Origin of the sequence: Streptomyces sp. GESEQ-35 (genome assembly GCF_017948485.1) — a bacterium.
GTDB lineage: Bacteria > Actinomycetota > Actinomycetes > Streptomycetales > Streptomycetaceae > Streptomyces.
In genome coordinates this window covers 235,766-251,042 of the sequence record NZ_JAFFSX010000013.1, presented here as the reverse complement: position 1 = coordinate 251,042, position 15,277 = coordinate 235,766, and the positions used below count along the sequence as shown (strand labels likewise).

The 15,277-nt window shown below is 69.5% G+C and carries 19 protein-coding genes and 1 tRNA gene; 13 read left to right on the top strand and 7 right to left on the bottom strand.

Annotated elements, in window-relative coordinates:
• The 3 genes from KCH87_RS25860 to KCH87_RS25850 all read left to right on the top strand — a co-directional run.
• Positions 1 to 220 (top strand): methylmalonyl-CoA mutase family protein (locus tag KCH87_RS25860; protein WP_247196776.1); only part of this gene is annotated, 220 nt, incomplete at its 5' end.
• A 90-nt stretch (positions 221 to 310) separates the two neighbouring features.
• Positions 311 to 736 (top strand): cobalamin B12-binding domain-containing protein, encoded by a 426-nt coding sequence (locus KCH87_RS25855; protein ID WP_210588627.1) that lies wholly within the window; start codon positions 311 to 313, stop codon positions 734 to 736.
• A 6-nt stretch (positions 737 to 742) separates the two neighbouring features.
• Positions 743 to 958 carry a DUF5988 family protein gene (locus KCH87_RS25850; RefSeq protein ID WP_308298913.1) on the top strand — a complete coding sequence of 72 codons (216 nt, stop codon included), beginning with the start codon at positions 743 to 745 and terminating at the stop codon, positions 956 to 958.
• A 546-nt stretch (positions 959 to 1,504) separates the two neighbouring features.
• Here the strand turns inward: KCH87_RS25850 and KCH87_RS25845 are convergent.
• On the bottom strand, positions 1,505 to 1,861 hold the full coding sequence (locus KCH87_RS25845; protein ID WP_210588626.1) for a DUF6281 family protein: 357 nt from the start codon (positions 1,859 to 1,861) through the stop codon (positions 1,505 to 1,507).
• A 139-nt stretch (positions 1,862 to 2,000) separates the two neighbouring features.
• Between KCH87_RS25845 and KCH87_RS25840 the strand changes: the two genes are divergently transcribed.
• A complete protein-coding gene (locus KCH87_RS25840; RefSeq protein WP_210588625.1) occupies positions 2,001 to 2,696 on the top strand; it encodes a hypothetical protein in 696 nt (231 codons plus the stop codon).
• On the opposite strand, the gene KCH87_RS25835 is transcribed toward KCH87_RS25840, so the two are convergent.
• The gene (locus tag KCH87_RS25835) at positions 2,683 to 3,363 is read right to left on the bottom strand and encodes a hypothetical protein (protein WP_308298912.1); all 681 of its coding nucleotides are present in this window, start codon (positions 3,361 to 3,363) and stop codon (positions 2,683 to 2,685) included. The genes KCH87_RS25840 and KCH87_RS25835 overlap by 14 nt on opposite strands.
• 178 nt (positions 3,364 to 3,541) lie before the next feature.
• On the opposite strand from KCH87_RS25835, the gene KCH87_RS25830 reads away from it, so the two are divergent.
• Positions 3,542 to 4,225: a site-specific integrase gene (locus KCH87_RS25830; RefSeq protein WP_308298911.1), complete on the top strand. Its 684-nt coding sequence runs from the start codon at positions 3,542 to 3,544 to the stop codon at positions 4,223 to 4,225.
• On the opposite strand, the gene KCH87_RS25825 is transcribed toward KCH87_RS25830, so the two are convergent.
• Positions 4,207 to 4,280: transfer RNA gene (locus KCH87_RS25825), tRNA-Pro, on the bottom strand. The genes KCH87_RS25830 and KCH87_RS25825 overlap by 19 nt on opposite strands.
• 101 nt (positions 4,281 to 4,381) lie before the next feature.
• On the opposite strand from KCH87_RS25825, the gene KCH87_RS25820 reads away from it, so the two are divergent.
• The 5 genes from KCH87_RS25820 (at position 4,382) to KCH87_RS25800 (ending at position 10,306) form a co-directional block, all read left to right on the top strand.
• Complete coding sequence (locus KCH87_RS25820) at positions 4,382 to 4,903, top strand: DUF309 domain-containing protein (RefSeq protein WP_210588623.1); 522 nt, start codon at positions 4,382 to 4,384, stop codon at positions 4,901 to 4,903.
• Positions 4,904 to 4,948: 45 nt separating this feature from the next.
• Positions 4,949 to 5,722, top strand: coding sequence for a precorrin-6A synthase (deacetylating) (gene cobF / locus KCH87_RS25815; RefSeq protein WP_210588622.1), 774 nt, complete (start codon positions 4,949 to 4,951; stop codon positions 5,720 to 5,722).
• An 84-nt stretch (positions 5,723 to 5,806) separates the two neighbouring features.
• Positions 5,807 to 7,882: an MDR family MFS transporter gene (locus KCH87_RS25810; protein WP_210588621.1), complete on the top strand. Its 2,076-nt coding sequence runs from the start codon at positions 5,807 to 5,809 to the stop codon at positions 7,880 to 7,882.
• 182 nt (positions 7,883 to 8,064) lie between these two features.
• Positions 8,065 to 9,471, top strand: coding sequence for a hypothetical protein (locus KCH87_RS25805; RefSeq protein WP_210588647.1), 1,407 nt, complete (start codon positions 8,065 to 8,067; stop codon positions 9,469 to 9,471).
• Positions 9,472 to 9,505: 34 nt separating this feature from the next.
• A complete protein-coding gene (locus KCH87_RS25800; RefSeq protein ID WP_210588620.1) occupies positions 9,506 to 10,306 on the top strand; it encodes an HAD-IIA family hydrolase in 801 nt (266 codons plus the stop codon).
• A 1-nt stretch (position 10,307) separates the two neighbouring features.
• On the opposite strand, the gene KCH87_RS25795 is transcribed toward KCH87_RS25800, so the two are convergent.
• Positions 10,308 to 11,084: a sulfite exporter TauE/SafE family protein gene (locus tag KCH87_RS25795; protein ID WP_210588619.1), complete on the bottom strand. Its 777-nt coding sequence runs from the start codon at positions 11,082 to 11,084 to the stop codon at positions 10,308 to 10,310.
• A gap of 132 nt (positions 11,085 to 11,216) precedes the next feature.
• Here KCH87_RS25795 and KCH87_RS25790 point away from each other — a divergent pair, with 132 nt between their 5' ends.
• From KCH87_RS25790 to KCH87_RS25780, 3 genes are read left to right on the top strand one after another with little or no spacing between them, the layout of a single operon-like run.
• Positions 11,217 to 11,474, top strand: coding sequence for a WhiB family transcriptional regulator (locus KCH87_RS25790; RefSeq protein ID WP_210588618.1), 258 nt, complete (start codon positions 11,217 to 11,219; stop codon positions 11,472 to 11,474).
• Positions 11,471 to 11,950 carry a Dps family protein gene (locus tag KCH87_RS25785; protein WP_210588617.1) on the top strand — a complete coding sequence of 160 codons (480 nt, stop codon included), beginning with the start codon at positions 11,471 to 11,473 and terminating at the stop codon, positions 11,948 to 11,950. The genes KCH87_RS25790 and KCH87_RS25785 overlap by 4 nt, the downstream gene beginning before the upstream one ends.
• 31 nt (positions 11,951 to 11,981) lie before the next feature.
• On the top strand, positions 11,982 to 12,314 hold the full coding sequence (locus tag KCH87_RS25780; protein ID WP_210588646.1) for a DUF3140 domain-containing protein: 333 nt from the start codon (positions 11,982 to 11,984) through the stop codon (positions 12,312 to 12,314).
• 15 nt (positions 12,315 to 12,329) lie between these two features.
• On the opposite strand, the gene KCH87_RS25775 is transcribed toward KCH87_RS25780, so the two are convergent.
• Genes KCH87_RS25775 through KCH87_RS25765 form a run of 3 tightly spaced genes read right to left on the bottom strand, consistent with a single transcriptional unit; the run spans position 12,330 to position 15,258 of the window.
• On the bottom strand, positions 12,330 to 13,022 hold the full coding sequence (locus tag KCH87_RS25775) for an SDR family NAD(P)-dependent oxidoreductase (RefSeq protein WP_210588616.1): 693 nt from the start codon (positions 13,020 to 13,022) through the stop codon (positions 12,330 to 12,332).
• A complete protein-coding gene (locus KCH87_RS25770; protein WP_210588615.1) occupies positions 13,019 to 13,900 on the bottom strand; it encodes a cupin domain-containing protein in 882 nt (293 codons plus the stop codon). Before KCH87_RS25770 ends, KCH87_RS25775 begins: the two co-directional genes overlap by 4 nt.
• The gene (locus KCH87_RS25765; RefSeq protein ID WP_210588614.1) at positions 13,897 to 15,258 is read right to left on the bottom strand and encodes an amidohydrolase family protein; all 1,362 of its coding nucleotides are present in this window, start codon (positions 15,256 to 15,258) and stop codon (positions 13,897 to 13,899) included. Before KCH87_RS25765 ends, KCH87_RS25770 begins: the two co-directional genes overlap by 4 nt.
• Positions 15,259 to 15,277: the final 19 nt, after the last annotated feature.

The following is a 15,277-nucleotide window of genomic DNA, read 5'->3' as shown; positions in this document are numbered from 1 at the left end:
AATCGAGCGGCAACAGGCCGAACGCCTCGCCAAACTCCGCGCCTGGCGGAGCGGGGAGCGCCTGAAGCCGGCTCTGGACCTCATGCGGACTGCGGCCGAGGGGGACGACAACGTCCTCTACCCGATGAAGGACGCGCTCGCCGCCGGCGCCACGATCGGCGAGGTGTGCGACGCGCTGCGCGAGGTCTGGGGCACGTATGTGCCCTCCGATTCGATTTGACCGGCTCGCTCTGATCCATGCACACCAACCCATTCGCTGAGCGATACGCCCTGATCCCCGCACGACATCGAGTCGCAGAGGAATCCCGCCATGACCACCCCCCGCCGAATCGTCATCGCGAAGCTCGGCCTCGACGGCCACGATCGCGGCGCGAAGGTCATCGCGCGCGCTCTCCGCGACGCCGGCATGGAGGTCATCTACACGGGGCTGCACCAGACCCCGGAGAACGTGGTGAAGATCGCCGTCCAGGAGGACGCGGACGCAATCGGCCTGTCCACGCTCTCCGGCGCCCACATGCCGCTCTTCACGCGAGTCCTCGAACTGCTGGAGCAGCATCAGGCGGCCGACATCCCGGTGTTCGGGGGCGGCATCATCCCAACCGCGGACATCGCGCACCTCAAGGAACGCGGCGTCGTGGAGATCTTCACTCCCGGTACCTCGCCCAAAACGATCGTCCTGGCGTTCATGAACCAACTCGACGGCAGTGCACGACTTCCTGCACAAGATGGAGGGTGATTCAACGTGGAGCACCACGCGAACGTGATCCTGCGAGGCGGCGGTCCCCTCGTCCCTGACGGGGAGAGGATCCGCTACGTGGCGAACCCCACCGAGCGCTTCAAGCTCTTCCTCGGAAACCGCTACGAGCACTACGAGCCCACCGCTTCCCGGCAGAAGCACGACGACGGCCGGGAACTGCTCGTCCTGAAGTGGGTGTACCGCACCTACGTGGCCGAGTAGCGCCACGGCCGGAGACGGCATTGCCTCGCCTCAAGTAAGCGTTCAACCCACACGACGACGTGTGCGGACCGAGAACCGTCTCGACCCGCACACGTCGGTTGTGTCCAGCCGGCATACGGTCGTGCTCACATCCGGCCCGCGATCACATTGCGACCACCAGCCCTCCGGGAACGGGAAAAGCCGCCCTCCCGTAATCGAGAGAACGGCCTCGGGCAAGTGAACGTGCCTCGGCCGTGACCGTGTAGGCGTCGAGCCTTGCTACGAGGTCCTCAAGGTCCATTCCTCCCTGGGCATGCGGCCGCCGTCGACCGCTTCGAATCCCAGGGCAATCCACCCGTCTGCCTGCTCCTCGATCCACTGCAGGCGGGGGGCCGGAACCTCGGCGGAGAGCGCCTGGTTGATCAATGCCTCCAGTCAGCGATCACGGTGTTTTCCTGGGCGTTGACCGAGGATGACAAAAACCTCTCAGACACCGGCAGTCCGGTGACGCACAGGGCCCAGAGCCTGGATCGAAACTGTTGTGGGGCGCGGGTGCCACACTCGGCGTCAAGAGCCCTTGATCAGCTTCTTGACCTCGGGAGGAAATTCCTCACCGGTGCCGATGGCGACGAAGAGGACGTCGTCGGGTGCGTCGTCTACCGCGATGGCGATGCCGGTGTCCACCCCTTCGATCGCATGGGCGACCGTCGAGTCCGGCGACGCCCGGCCGCCTCCGTCGTCCGACGAGTCGTCACACGGCAGAAAGACGGCTGTCCCTAGCTTCTTCCCAACCTCGAATTCGGCGTTGGCCACGTCCGAGTACATGCGCTTGTCGTACTCGACCCGGTATTCGCAGGACGCCTCGGACTCGCCGCCGCTCGACGAGGCGCATGTGCTTCGGCCGACCGGAAGTACGGCTTTCACCTGGTTACCTCCTCCTGGAGCATCGGCTCCGGCTCAGTAGATGCTGCGGAGTCCGAGGACATCAGTCCATCGGCGGTAGCGGTCCTCGGCAGGCCAGATCCCCTCGGCCCCCACCGGGCAGGGGCTGTACCTTGCCCCCATGTGCATCTCCACAGGTGAGGCCGCATTCTCCGGCACGATCGTGTACTGCGGGCGGCAGCACCACCCCGTGCACGGCCTCATCCACGTCCTGGGCTATCAGAACACCGCCGCCAACCTGGCGGACGGCCCGAACGCCATGCTGCTGCACCTGCCCACCAGGCAGCTCACCCCACGGCACTTCCTCTCGGCCGGACGCACCGGCGACGTCCTGCACCGCATGGTCGCTGCCGTCGAATCCGCCGCTGCGGCAGCCGACGACATCGCATGGATGAGCACGGAACCCCAGCCCGTCCAAGTCTTCGACCACGACATATACACGGTGCTCCTGGCCGCCGACCCCACCGCGGTTACTGCCGCGCTGCGGCAGGTCCCGCCGCACCGGCGCCCCGACCTCGACCCGGACCTCCTGCGCTTCTACGCCGACCACTTCCCCGACCACACCATCGCCGTGTGCTGCTTCGACAACGCAGACGCGCAACGCGCCAAGCCACTGCTGCTGTGGTACGCGCCATCGAACGGGTCGAACAGTGTCTCATCAACCGAGGGACTGTTTAGGGGCGGTTGGCCGACGTGCGCAGTCGCCTGTCCGCATGCGCGACCTGGGCGGCTGCGGCCGCGCTCGTGCTGGGCGAGGCGCCGCCACACCCAGAGACAGGGCCGGGCCTGGCACGCCCTTGACATCAGGACGCGGTGAACGCGTCACCAGTCACGTCGCGTTCGAGGCTCGCGCCCTGGAATCCGTAAGTACCAATGTCCGCGACCTTGATCAGCAGGCAATAGCGGTCGACCGAGTCGATGGTGTCGGCCACCTGACGGTGGTTCCTTTTGAGGAAGTGGATCGCGGCCTGGTTCGCCAGGGAGCTCTGGCCGCAGACCAGCACGACCGGGCGAGTCGCCTGGGGCGGCATGAACTTGGCCACCAGCGCATACTCCACTTCACTCTTCCGGAAGAGGTAGCGCCTGCCGCCGACGACGAACGCCACCGACTCAGGACCCTGGCCGTACGGCAGGATACTGACGCCCGGCACATGGGCCGCGAGGTGGCCGCCCGTACGGAGGTTGGCCTCACCGAGCGGACCGCCGATGCAGAACTCCGTGCGGTCGTCGTTGCTGCCACGGAAATCGTCGACGGATTCAGTGGCAACGTCACAGCCGAGCTGGCCGGCCAGGGTCGCCAGCTCGATCATGGCTCGGATCTCCTTGTGCGTTGCGACTCCCCGCGCGTCGTGCTTGTTGCCGATGACGATGAAACAGGTCTCCCCCGGAACAAGACCGAAGAAGTCCGCCTTGCGCCGCAGCACGCGGGCACGCTTGCCGCGCTCCCAGAGCCAGACGCACCCACCACCGATGAGGCTGGTCACCAGACCGACCAGCACATTGACGAGTACGGAAAAGATCGTCGCCCCCTCGCGCCCCCACCGCGCACAGCAAGTCCGTGCGCCTCAAACGCCGTTGATCCTCCACGACGGACCCAGCCGGTGACAACCGGACGAGGGCCAGTGAGGGCCACGAGGAAACCGCCACCGAGGCGAGTCTCCCGTGCGCCCCCTGTGTCTCGGGCGGAACAGGCCCTCAACCGGTCGGCCGACGCGGTGCCAGCGGAGAAGAACGACGAGTGGGCCAGACCCACTGCTGGACGGCCGGCTCGAGCTGCTGCTCGGCACCGGCATGCGCCGCGGCGAGGCCCTCGGCCTGCACTGGACCGACGTCCACCTGCCCGAGAGGACCCTGCTGGTGCGGTGGAACCTCACGGCCGTCAACAACAGGCGGCTCTACCTCGGCCACCCCAAGACCAAGGCCAGCCGGAACTGGGTGAGCCTGTCCTCACGCGTCGCCGCCGCGCTGGAGCGTCAAGCCGCCTTCGCCCGAGGCGGCCAGCCCCCGGGCACTCCCCTGGAGGGCCTGGTGATCTGCCAGCCGGACGGCTGCCCGCTGCGCCCGCAGGGCGTCCTGACCGAGCTGTGCCGGCGCTCTGAGGAGCTCGGCCTGCCCCGGATCGGGGTCCACGATCTGCGCCACACTGCGGCCACCATCATGATCAGCTCTCGGGTTCCGCTGGCCGTGGTCTCCAAGACGCAGCGGCACTCGACGCTGTCCACCACGGTCAACCTCTACGGCCACCTGCTGCCCCACGCCGCCATCACGTGTCACCCCAACGCATCCAGCGGGCCCGCCGTTTCCGGCAGACCCGCTGGTGAACACCGTCGGGACGACAGGATTTGAACCTGCGACCCCTTGACCCCCAGTCAAGTGCGCTACCAAGCTGCGCCACGTCCCGGTGCGCTGTTCCGCGGTGACCCGCGTGAGCGCGCGTTAGGGAACTTTACCGCACGTCGGGGGCGATGCCGAAAGGGGCATGGGGCGCGGGAGAATCGACGTATGGGCAGCACATCTTCTGGACAACCGGACGGGGCGCGGGACCGGGACGACGAGGGCCGGGCACGCAACGCCCGGCCGCGCGACGGGCTCGGGCGGCCCCTGCCGTACGACGCGGAGGGGGTGGCACGGCAGCCCGAGGGCGTCGTGCGCGCCCCGGATCGGTCCGTGGTCGAGGCGCAGGAGTTGCTGGACGCCGGGAAGCCGTTCCACGCCCACGAGGTCTTCGAGGACGCCTGGAAATCGGGTCCCGCGGAGGAGCGCGCCCTGTGGCGAGGGCTGGCCCAGCTCGCCGTGGGGCTCACCCACGCAGCCCGCGGGAACCTCACCGGCGGCGTCCGGCTGCTGCGGCGCGGGGCCGCGGCCGTCGAGGAGTGGGCGTCGGGTTCCGGGGAGCCGCGGCCGTACCGGATGGATCTTGCGGGGGTCGTGGCATGGGCGCGGGAGCTGGCGGACGACGTGGAGCGGGACGGCGTCGCCGTCGACGCGGGGGCGCGGGCGCCTCGGCTGCGCGGAGGCTCGTAGGAGGCGCTGCACCCGTTGTCAGTGGCGTGCGGCAGACTCGGGGACGTGCGAAAGATTCATGTCATCGGTATCGGCGCGGGCGACCCCGACCAGCTGACCCTTCAGGCGGTCAGGGCGCTGCGGAGCACGGACGTGTTCTTCGTCCTGGACAAGGGCGAGGTGAAGTCGGACCTGGTCCAGCTCCGCCGGGACATACTCGACGCACACGTGCCCGAGGGGACGTATCGCCTGGTGGAGGCACGCGACCCGGAGCGGGACCGGTCCGCGAGCGGCTCGGCGTACTCCCCGGCCGTCGGCGACTGGCGCAGCGCCCGCGCCGACATCTTTGAGCGGATGATCGCCGAGGAACTGGGCGAGGACGAGAGTGGCGCGTTCCTGGTGTGGGGCGACCCCGCCCTGTACGACAGCACGCTCGGGATCCTCGAGGAGGTGCTGGAGCGGGGTGCGGTGGCCTTCGCGTACGACGTCGTGCCGGGCATCAGCAGTGTCTCGGCGCTGGTCGCCCGGCACCGCACAGGGCTGAACCGAGTGGGCCGGCCCGTGCAGATCACCACGGGGCGACGGCTCGCCGAGGGCTTCCCGGACGGCGTGGACGACGTGGTGGTGATGCTCGACGCCCACCAGACCTTCCGGCAGTACGCCGACCAGGACTTGGACATCTACTGGGGCGCCTACATAGGCACACCCGACGAGATCCTCGCCTCCGGCCCGATCGCCGAGGCCGGGCCCCGCATCGAGCGGCTGCGTACCGAGGCCCGGGAGCGCAAGGGCTGGATCATGGACACGTATCTGCTGCGCCGGAAGCCTGAGGAGTCGTAGGAGACCGGCGACCGACCTGACGCCGGCCACTCGACCAGACTGGCCCCGCATGCGTGCCGGACCCGCCGGTGTGATCGTGGCCTCGTGACAGTCGCCGAGGAGAGTGCGCCGCCCGCCGTACAGCCACCCGTCCTGGACTCGCGGCGCCGGAACATCGTCTTCGTGACGATCATGCTGGGCATGCTGCTCGCCGCCCTCGACCAGACGATCGTGGGCACGGCGCTGCCGACGATCGTGTCGGATCTCGGCGGTGCCGAGCACATGTCGTGGGTGGTCACCGCGTATCTCCTCGCGGAGACCGTCGCGACCGTGCTCGTCGGCAAGTTCGGCGACATGTTCGGCCGCAAGGTGGTCTTCCAGGTCTCGGCGATCGTGTTCATCACGGGCTCGTTCCTGTGCGGCCTCGCGGGCAACATGACGCTGCTGATCTCCTGGCGGGCGATGCAGGGCATCGGCGCGGGCGGTCTGATGGTGACGTCGATGGCGCTGATCGCCGATGTCATCCCGCTGCGGGAGCGGGGCAAGTACCAGGGCGCGATCGGCGCTGTGTTCGGGGTGGCCACGGTCATCGGGCCACTGCTCGGTGGCCTGTTCACGGACCATCTGTCGTGGCGCTGGGCGTTCTACATCAACGTCCCGATCGCGATCGTCGTCGTGATCGCGGCGGCCCGGACCATCCCGGTGGTCAAGTCGGCCGTCCGGCCCGTCATCGACTATCTGGGCATCGCGTTCGTCGCCGTCGGCGCGAGCTCACTGATCCTGGCGACGAGCTGGGGCGGCAACGAGTACGCGTGGGGTTCGGGCGTCATCATCGGCCTGTTCGTGGGCGGTGTAGTGGCGCTCGGCCTGTTCTGCTGGGTGGAGACCCGGGCGGCCCAACCGATGCTGCCCATGCGGCTGTTCGCCAACCCGGTGTTCACGGTCTGCTCGATCCTCAGCTTCATCGTCGGCTTCGCGATGCTCGGCGCGATGACGTATCTGCCGACCTATCTCCAGTACGTCGACGGCGACTCGGCCACGGTCTCGGGCGTCCGCACCCTGCCGATGGTGATCGGCCTGCTGATCGCGTCGGTGTTCAGCGGCAACGTGGTCAGCAAGACCGGGCAGTACCGGTACTTCCCGATCGTGGGCTCGCTTGTCATGGGCGTCGGGCTGTATCTGATGTCCCTGATGGGGCCCGACTCCGGTGCCTGGCTGGAGTCGCTGTACATGTTCGTGCTCGGCACCGGCATCGGTCTGTCCATGCAGGTGCTGACCATCGCCGTGCAGAACACCGTCGAGTACGCCGACCTGGGCACCGCGACCTCGGGCGTCACCTTCTTCCGTACGCTGGGCAGTTCCTTCGGTACGGCCGTCTTCGGCACGATCTACACCAACGCGCTCACGCCGAACCTCAGGGACGGGATCGCGGCCGCCGCGCAGACCGGGGACCTGGACCCGGCCACCGTCAGCAGGGCGGCGACCAGCCCGGAGGGCCTGCACGAGCTGCCGTCGGCCGCGGCCGCGCCCATCATCGACGCTTACGCGGACACCATCCAGACCGTCTTCCTGTGGACAGTCCCGGTCGCGGCCCTCGGCTTCCTGGTCGCGCTGTTCCTCAAGCAGGTCCAGCTCCGGGACAGCGCACGCGCCGGCTCCACCGACATGGGCGAGGGGTTCGGGTCACCGCGCGACGCGGACTCGCAGCGGGTACTGGAAGCCTCCGTCGGGAAGATCATCGGCACGACGAGCCTCGACACCGGGCGCCGGATCGTGGAGGGTTCCGACACCCGGCTCGACGTGGCCGGCGCCTGGGCGGTGATGCAGGTCGAGCTGCTCACCCGGCTCGTCGGACACGCGAGTCTCGGTCTGATCAGCGCCCGCCGCCGGGTACCGCCGGAGGTCCTCCTCCCGGTCTTCGATCGCATGGTCGACGAGGGCTACCTCACCCGCGACGGCTCCCTGCTCTCCCACACCGAGGCCGGTGCCCGCGAGGCCCAGGTCATCGGCCGGGCCTGGGGCACCTGGCTCGAGGAAAGGGTCCGCCAGGACATCGGTCACCCCGCGGGCAGCGACCTGCACACCGCCGTGGACACCATCGCCAAGCGCCTGCTGGTCGAGGACCTGAGCACCGGCCTGCCCCAGCGGCCCGCGGAGCTGGAGTCCAGCACCGCGGGCTGAAGTGCGGGAGATGACCGACCCCGCATCGCCTCTTCTTGTGCGAACACTATGAACAGAAACGACCGGAACGTGTTCCTGCCTCTCTCGTCTTCCTAACATCACGGCGCACGGCGCGATGACGCGCCGAAGAGGACAGGAGCCGTGCCTTGTACAGGTCGAGATCGTGCAGCCGATGGTCCTGGGTGTGGGCGGCGCTCGCTGCCTGTCTGCTGCTGATAGCCGTCGGCACGCTCACCGCCGCGGCGCCCGCCCAGGCGGGCCCGCCACAGCCGGCCTCCGCCGCCTGCCCGCCCGACCTCGCCGACCGGGCCAGTTGCTACACCGGCCAGGACTCCCAAGGCGCCTACTACGCGATCGCCGTCCCGGACGACTGGAACGGCTCGCTCGTCGTTCACGCGCACGGCGGCCCTGACCTCGGCACCGGCTCCGACCCCGCTCGCAGCCTCGACGACCTCGCCCGCTGGTCGGTGATGGTCGACGAGGGGTACGCGTGGGCGGGCTCGTCGTATCGCCGCGGCGGTTACGGCACCCGGATGGCCGCCGAAGACACCGAGAACGTACGATGGCTGTTCGTCCGGGAGTTCGGTGAGCCGCGGCGGACGTATGTGCACGGCCAGTCGTGGGGCGGGAACGTCGCCGCCAAGGTCGTCGAGACGTACGGCACCCGGCGCGGGCCGTACGACGGTGCACTGCTCACCAACGGCGTCCTCGCGGGCGGCTCCCGCGGTTACGACTACCGCGTCGACCTGCGCGTGGTCTACCAGTACTACTGCCAGAACCACCCCCGCCCGAGCGAGCCCCAGTACCCGCTGTGGCAGGGCTTGCGCGCCGACTCGACCATGACGGCGGCAGGGCTGCGGGCGCGGTTGCAGGAGTGCACCGGCTTCGCGTCCGCCCCGCAGGACCGCACCCCGCTTCAGCAGCGCAACCTCGACGACATCCTGGCCGTCACGAAGATCCCGGAGCGCACCCTGGAGTCGCATCTGCGGTTCGCGACCTTCACCTTCCGCGACATCGTGCACAGCCGTCTCGGCGACCGGAATCCGTTCGGCAACCAGGGCGTGCGGTACTCCGGTTCGCACGACGACGCGGCGCTCAACGCCGGTGTCGAGCGGTTCACGGCCGATCCGTCCGCCGTGCGCGACCTGTCGTACGACAGCGACCTCACCGGCAGGGCCACGATCCCCGTACTGACCATGCACGCGATCGACGACCCGACGGCGTTCGTCGAGCACGAGGCGGCGTACCGGGCGAGCCTGGAGGGCGCGCACCGGGACCGGTACCTGGTGCAGACGTTCACGCGGGAGCGGGAGCACAGCGAGCTGAGCGACGCCGAGTACGCCAACTCCGTCGCCGCTCTGGACACCTGGGTGCGTACGGGGCGGAAGCCGAGCCCGCGGTCGGTCTCGGCGGCGTGCGCCGCGTTCGACCGGACGTACGGCACCGGCTGTTTCTACGATCCGGACTTTCGCCCTTCGTCGTACGCCTCGCGTGTGGAACCCCGTCCGGGCGGGCTGCGCTGGCCGGCCATGACGGCCGCGCAGGAGAAGTCCTGGAGCAGAATCGAGGGTGTCGGGATCGCTCCCTGAGGTGCTCGCGGCGCCCGATCGCTATCGTCACGACATGGCATCCGTACGCGCCGTGCTCATCGACATCGACGGAGTCCTGACCGTCTCCTGGCGGCCGCTGCCGGGGACGGTCGAGGCACTGCGGGAGATCCGCGCGGCGGGCCTCGCGGTCGCGCTGGTCACCAATACGACGTCCCGGACCCGGGCGTCGATCGCCGGAAAACTGGCGGATGCCGGATTCCCGGTGACCGCCGACGACATCCTGACCGCACCCGCGGTCACCGCCGCGTATCTCGCCGAGCACTGTCCCGGCGCGCGGTGCGCCCTGCTGAACAGCGGGGACATCGGGGCGGACCTGGGCGGCGTGGACGTACTCGACGAGGCGGACACCGACACCGTCCCGGATGTCGTCATCGTCGGGGGTGCGGGTCCCGAGTTCGACTACGTGGCGCTGAACCGGGCCTTCGGGTACGTCCAGCGCGGGGCGCGGCTGGTTGCCATGCACCGCAATCTGTACTGGCGCACCGAGGGCGGGCTACAGCTGGACGCCGGTGCGTTCCTGGTCGGCCTGGAGAAGGCGGCGCGGGTCGAGGCCGAGGTCACCGGGAAGCCGTCGCCCGCGTTCTTCGCGTCGGCGCTGGCACGGCTGGGGGCGGGTGCGGACGAGGCGCTGATGATCGGCGACGACATCGAGTCCGACGTACTGGCGGCGCAGCGGGCCGGGCTCACCGGGGTGCTCGTGAGGACGGGCAAGTATCTGCCCGAGACGCACCGGGCGGCGAGTGAGGAACCGGACCATGTGATCGACTCGTTCGCGGAGCTTCCGGCGCTGCTGCGCCGGCTGTCGGCCCAGTAGCTCAGCGCAGGAGCAGTTGCAGGCCGCCCAGCACCGTCGCCGCGATCACCAGCTGCTCGAACAGCCGCTGGTTGATTCGGTCCACAGCCCATTTGCCGAGGATCGCCCCGGGCACGACGAACGCGACGAGCGCGGCGTCGAGGAGCAGCGAGTTGCCGTCGATCAGGCCGAGGCCGACGCTGAAGGGCACCTTGGACACGTTGACGATCAGGAAGAAGAAGGCGGAGGTCCCCAGGAAGCCGAGCTTTCGGAAGCCCGCGGAGAGGAGATACATCGACATCACCGGGCCGCCCGCGTTGGCGACCATGGTGGTGAAGCCGCCGAGGACGCCGTACGAGCGGGCCTTGACCCGGCCGGAGCGGGTGGCGATCGAGTCCGGCTCCTCCCCGTCCGCGCCCGTTCTGCGCCGTCGCCACAGCGTCACCCCGGCCATCATCAGCAGGATCGCCCCGATCGACGTCCGTACCATCGAATCGTCCGCCCACATCAGGAACAGCGTGCCGCCGACGACGCCCGCGGCGACCGCCGGGAACAGCCGCCACAGCGTGGGCCAGTGGGCGTGCCGCCGGTAGGTGAGGACGGCGAGCACGTCGCCGGCGATCAGGATCGGCAGGAGTATGCCGGTGGAGGCGCGGGCGGGCAGTACCGCCGCGAAGATCGCGAGGCTTACCGTGTTGGCGCCGCTCACCGCGGTCTTCGAGAAGCCGACGAGCAGGGCCGCGGCGGCGAGCGCGGCGAACTCCCAGCCGGATATGTGCCAGAGCGTCATCGTGTCCATGCGGAGACCGATGCTAGTTGCAGCTAACCGGTGCTCGTAAGGACCGTCTCGCCCTATGGTCCCGGCAGTGAAGAGTGGCACAGAGATCCAGGGTCGCGTTTGCACCGGTTCGCCCTGGGCACCCGCGCCCGCATGGAGTGGTTGATCTATGCCGCCTGCGCAGGAGAGGACCCCGAGCTGTTCTTCCCGGTGGGTACGTCCGGACCGGCGCTGCGGGACGTCGCGGAGGCCAAACGCGTCTGTGCCCGCTGTCCCGTCGCCGACGAGTGCCTCACCTGGGCGCTGGACAACGGCCAGACCTCGGGCGTCTGGGGCGGCACCGGCGAGGAGGAACGCAGACGACTGCTCCGTACCAGCAAACGCGCTGCCGCTAGGAGGAGCACCCTATGACCGTCGTGAAGAGCACGCTGCCCGAACCGGCCCGCACGATCGCCGGGGACGCACTGCAGAACACCCTCGTGGATCTGCTCGGGCTCTCGCTGATCGGGAAGCAGGCGCACTGGAACATCGTGGGACCGCGGTTCCGTTCGATCCACCTCCAGCTCGACGAGGTGGTGGCGTCCGCCCGCGGCTATTCCGACACGGTCGCCGAACGCGCCGCGGCGCTCGGTCTGCCGCCGGACGGCCGGCCCGAGACGATCGCCGCGGCGTTCACGCTGCCCGGCCCGAAGGACGGCTGGCTGCGCGACACGGAGGTCGTCCAACTGCTCGTCGAGACGCTGGAGACGGCCATCGGGCGGCTGCGCGAGCGTATGGACATCACCGAGAAGGCGGATCCGGTCACCCAGGACCTGCTGATCGGCATCACCCGCGAGCTGGAGAAGCAGCGGTGGATGTTCGACGCCGAGAACTGGCCGCGGGACTGACGCGCGAGAACACGCAGGGAAGAGGCGCATGATGACCGACACCCTTGAACTCGACGCGCTGTGGGAGGAGTTCCACCGCGCGGTGAACATGACCTCGCAGGAGCTGGCCGCCTGGCTCAGGGTCAGCGACGCCGACGAGGAGACCGAACCGCTGCCGGAGCACGCCGGTTCGCCGACCGGGCAGCACGTACTGGCGATCCTTCAGAAGCGCCGAACCGACCTCACGGACGACGACGTCCAGGTGATGTACGAGGTGGTGGACACGGTGTCCGAAGAGGCGGAGACCGAGAACGAGCCCGAGGCCGAGGAGACCCGCCGCCGGCACCGGCTGATGACCATCGGCCACGACCCGCTGAAGGCATGAACCTGTACGTCACACTCAGCCCAGCAGCCAGCCCCCGTCCACACTCAACTCCGCGGCATTGACGGATCGGTTGCGCAGCAGGAAGTCCACGGCGTCCGCCACGTCCGCCATCGTGGCCAACTGTCCGGTGGGTGTCTCGGCGCGCAGGGCCGCCAGCACCTTCTCCGGCTTGGCCAGCCAGTACGGGCTGTCGCCCACGACTCCGGGATGGACGGCGTTGACGCGGACGGGGGCGAGCTGGACGGCGAGGGCGTGCATCAGACCCGTCATCCCGGAGTTGACGGCCGCCACCGTCGTGGCCCCCGGATAGGGCCGCTCCTTGGCCTGTCCGCCGAACAGCACGATGGCACTGTCGTCGTGCAGCCGGGCCCGCAGCGTGTGCACGGCCTCCGTGTAGCCGACCAGCTTGAGCGTGACCAGGCTCAGCGCGGCGTCGATGTCGTACTCGTCCACCCGGTTGTCGTCGCGGGAGACCCCGGCGAGCACCAGATGGTCGACGCGTCCGACACCGGCCAGTGCCGCGGCGATCTCGCGCGGCCGGGACAGGTCGAGGGCGAGCCCGCGGGCCGCGCCGATCTCCTTGGCCACCGTGTCGGCGCGGTGGGCGTCGCGGCCGGTGAGCACGACCTCGTCCCCGCGCTCCGCACGCAGCCGGGCGAACGCGCGGCCGATGCCCGACGTGCCGCCGACGACGAGGACACTGCTCATGACCCCTCCTCCAGTGCCGTACGCAGGTACTCCCAGTCCCGGCTGAACCGGTAGGAGTGCCGGGGCGGCGGCTGCGGTGCCTGTGTCTCCAGCCAACGCACCGGCCCCTGGCCCGCGTTGGCGAAGCCGTGCACACAACCGGCCCCCGCCCAGGCCGTGTCGCCCGGCCCCAGCCGGTACCGCTCGCCGTCGAAGGTGGCGTCCACGGTCCCTTCGAGGATCAGATACGTCTCCTCGAAGGGATGGTCGTGGCTGCCCGCGACGCCGTCGGGTGCGTACTGCACCATGAACATCGTCGAGGCGACCGCGCCCAGATCGCTGTCGACCATCATCTTCACGGTGATACCGCTGTAGACGAGCAGCGCGGTGCGCATGCTCGCAGAGACCGCGAGCAGGTCCTGGGACTGTTTCCCCGGGTCCATCTGCGCTGGCTCGAAGTGTCCGAACGAGCGGGTGCGCGGGTCACGGACGTCGATCCGGACAGGGGCACGGGCGGGCAGCGCGGGCACCTGCTGTGTGTCGTGGCCGTAGCGTGCCCGGGGCACCGGCGCGAGCATGTCGGCCCAGCGCGCGACGGTGTCACCGGCGCCGCGCCAGGCGTGCGGGACGCCGGCCGGGAGGAGTCCGTAGTCGCCCTCCTCCAGGAGATACGCCCCGTCCGGCACGTCCAGGATCACGGTCCCGTCGAGGATGTGGAAGCTCTCCTCGTACGAGTGCACGTGGGCGCCGATCGCTCCGTCGGGCCGCAACTCGCAGACGCCGAAGCCGGTGTGCACGCTGCCGTCGTCCTCCCCGACCAGGGTGCGCCGCCGGTAGCCGTGGTCGTCGTACGACGCCGGCGGCACGTCGGCGGCGCGGCGCACCAGATGTGTGGTCATGCTCCCGCCTTCGTCTCCTTCGTCGCCTTCGCGGCGACCAGCCGGTCACGGGACTCCTCGACCAGCCGCCGCGCCCGCCCGGTGTCGGCCAGCAGCCTGCCGTCGCGCTTGTGGATGACGCCGTCGACGAGGACGGTGTCCACGTTGGAGACGTCCGCGCACAGCGTCACCGCGGCGGCCGCGTCATGCACCGGAGCGACGTTCAGCGCGGTGGCGTCGATCGCGACGACGTCGGCGCGCTTGCCGGGGGTCAGGGAGCCGGTGCGGTCCTCGACGCCCGCGACGTGTGCGCCGTTGAGCGTGGCCAGCTCCAGCATCCGGCGGGCCGTCAGCATCGTGTCGGGGACCGGGGTGTCCGCCTGCCAGCACTCGGCGTTGACCCGGGCGCGCTCGGCGCCGAAGGCCGCGCGGATCTGGGTGAACATGTCGCCGGGGGTGGTGGTGACGACGTCGATGCTCAGGCTGGGCCGCAGTCCGTGCTCGATCGCCTTCATCACGGGCGGCCAGCCGTGCCCCATCTGCGTCTCCACCTGCGGCGCGATCGACACCGTACCGCCGCTGTCGGCGACCATCCGCCACTCGTCCTCGCTGAGGTGGCAGCAGTGGATGTACGTGGTGTCCGGGCCGAGCAGGTCGAGGTCCCCCAGCTGCTTGACCATGCCGAACCGGCCCGCGAGGCGGCCCATGGCCACATGCACGGTGATCGGGATGCCCAGCTCGCGGGCGAGTGCCCATTCGGCGGTGACGACGTCGTTGACGCAGAAACCGGGGCCGCGGGTGGCCAGGGCGAGGGTCAGCAGACCGTCGTCGGAGGCGAAGTGGCGGTCGCGGATGCGTCGTACGTCCTCGCCGGGGATCGCGATCTTGCTCTCGAACCAGTAGTCGGCGAGGGAGGTGTTGGCGCTGCCGTAGGCGTACTGGGCGCGGATGCCGGTCTCGGTGAGGGCCTGGATCGCGGCGTCGGGGTGGTCGGGGGTGTTGTTGATGTGCGACCAGTCGACGAGTGTGGTGATGCCCGCGTTCAGGCATTCCAGCGTGCCGGCGAGGTTGGCCGCGTAGACGTCCTCGGGCGTGTAGAGAGGTGCGAAGGTGTCGAGGATGTCGACGAAGTAGTCATCCAGGGTGGCATCGGGCGCGACGCCGCGGATCGACGCCTCCCAGGTGTGGCGGTGGGTGTCGACGAAGCCGGGGATCACGATGCGGCCGGTCATGTCGAGGACCTCGGCGTCCGCGTCGATCTCCGGTTGCACGGCCACGATCTGGCCGTCCTCGATGAGAACGTCACCTCTCGGCAGGTCCCCGACGGCGGGATCCATCGAGATCACATGGCCGGCGCGAAGAAGCATCCGGTTGGTCATCGCCCTTCCTCCCTTGGGG

Bases quoted from the DNA above. Each gene is read 5' to 3' on its own strand.
- KCH87_RS25785 (WP_210588617.1), top strand. From the start codon at position 11,471: ATGACCGTCGTGAAGAGCACGCTGCCCGAACCGGCCCGCACGATCGCC.
- KCH87_RS25820 (WP_210588623.1), top strand. From the start codon at position 4,382: ATGGGCAGCACATCTTCTGGACAACCGGACGGGGCGCGGGACCGGGAC.
- KCH87_RS25795 (WP_210588619.1), bottom strand. From the start codon at position 11,084: ATGGACACGATGACGCTCTGGCACATATCCGGCTGGGAGTTCGCCGCG.
- KCH87_RS25775 (WP_210588616.1), bottom strand. From the start codon at position 13,022: ATGAGCAGTGTCCTCGTCGTCGGCGGCACGTCGGGCATCGGCCGCGCG.
- KCH87_RS25855 (WP_210588627.1), top strand. From the start codon at position 311: ATGACCACCCCCCGCCGAATCGTCATCGCGAAGCTCGGCCTCGACGGC.
- KCH87_RS25840 (WP_210588625.1), top strand. From the start codon at position 2,001: ATGTGCATCTCCACAGGTGAGGCCGCATTCTCCGGCACGATCGTGTAC.
- KCH87_RS25780 (WP_210588646.1), top strand. From the start codon at position 11,982: ATGACCGACACCCTTGAACTCGACGCGCTGTGGGAGGAGTTCCACCGC.
- KCH87_RS25800 (WP_210588620.1), top strand. From the start codon at position 9,506: ATGGCATCCGTACGCGCCGTGCTCATCGACATCGACGGAGTCCTGACC.
- KCH87_RS25765 (WP_210588614.1), bottom strand. From the start codon at position 15,258: ATGACCAACCGGATGCTTCTTCGCGCCGGCCATGTGATCTCGATGGAT.
- KCH87_RS25790 (WP_210588618.1), top strand. From the start codon at position 11,217: ATGGAGTGGTTGATCTATGCCGCCTGCGCAGGAGAGGACCCCGAGCTG.
- KCH87_RS25770 (WP_210588615.1), bottom strand. From the start codon at position 13,900: ATGACCACACATCTGGTGCGCCGCGCCGCCGACGTGCCGCCGGCGTCG.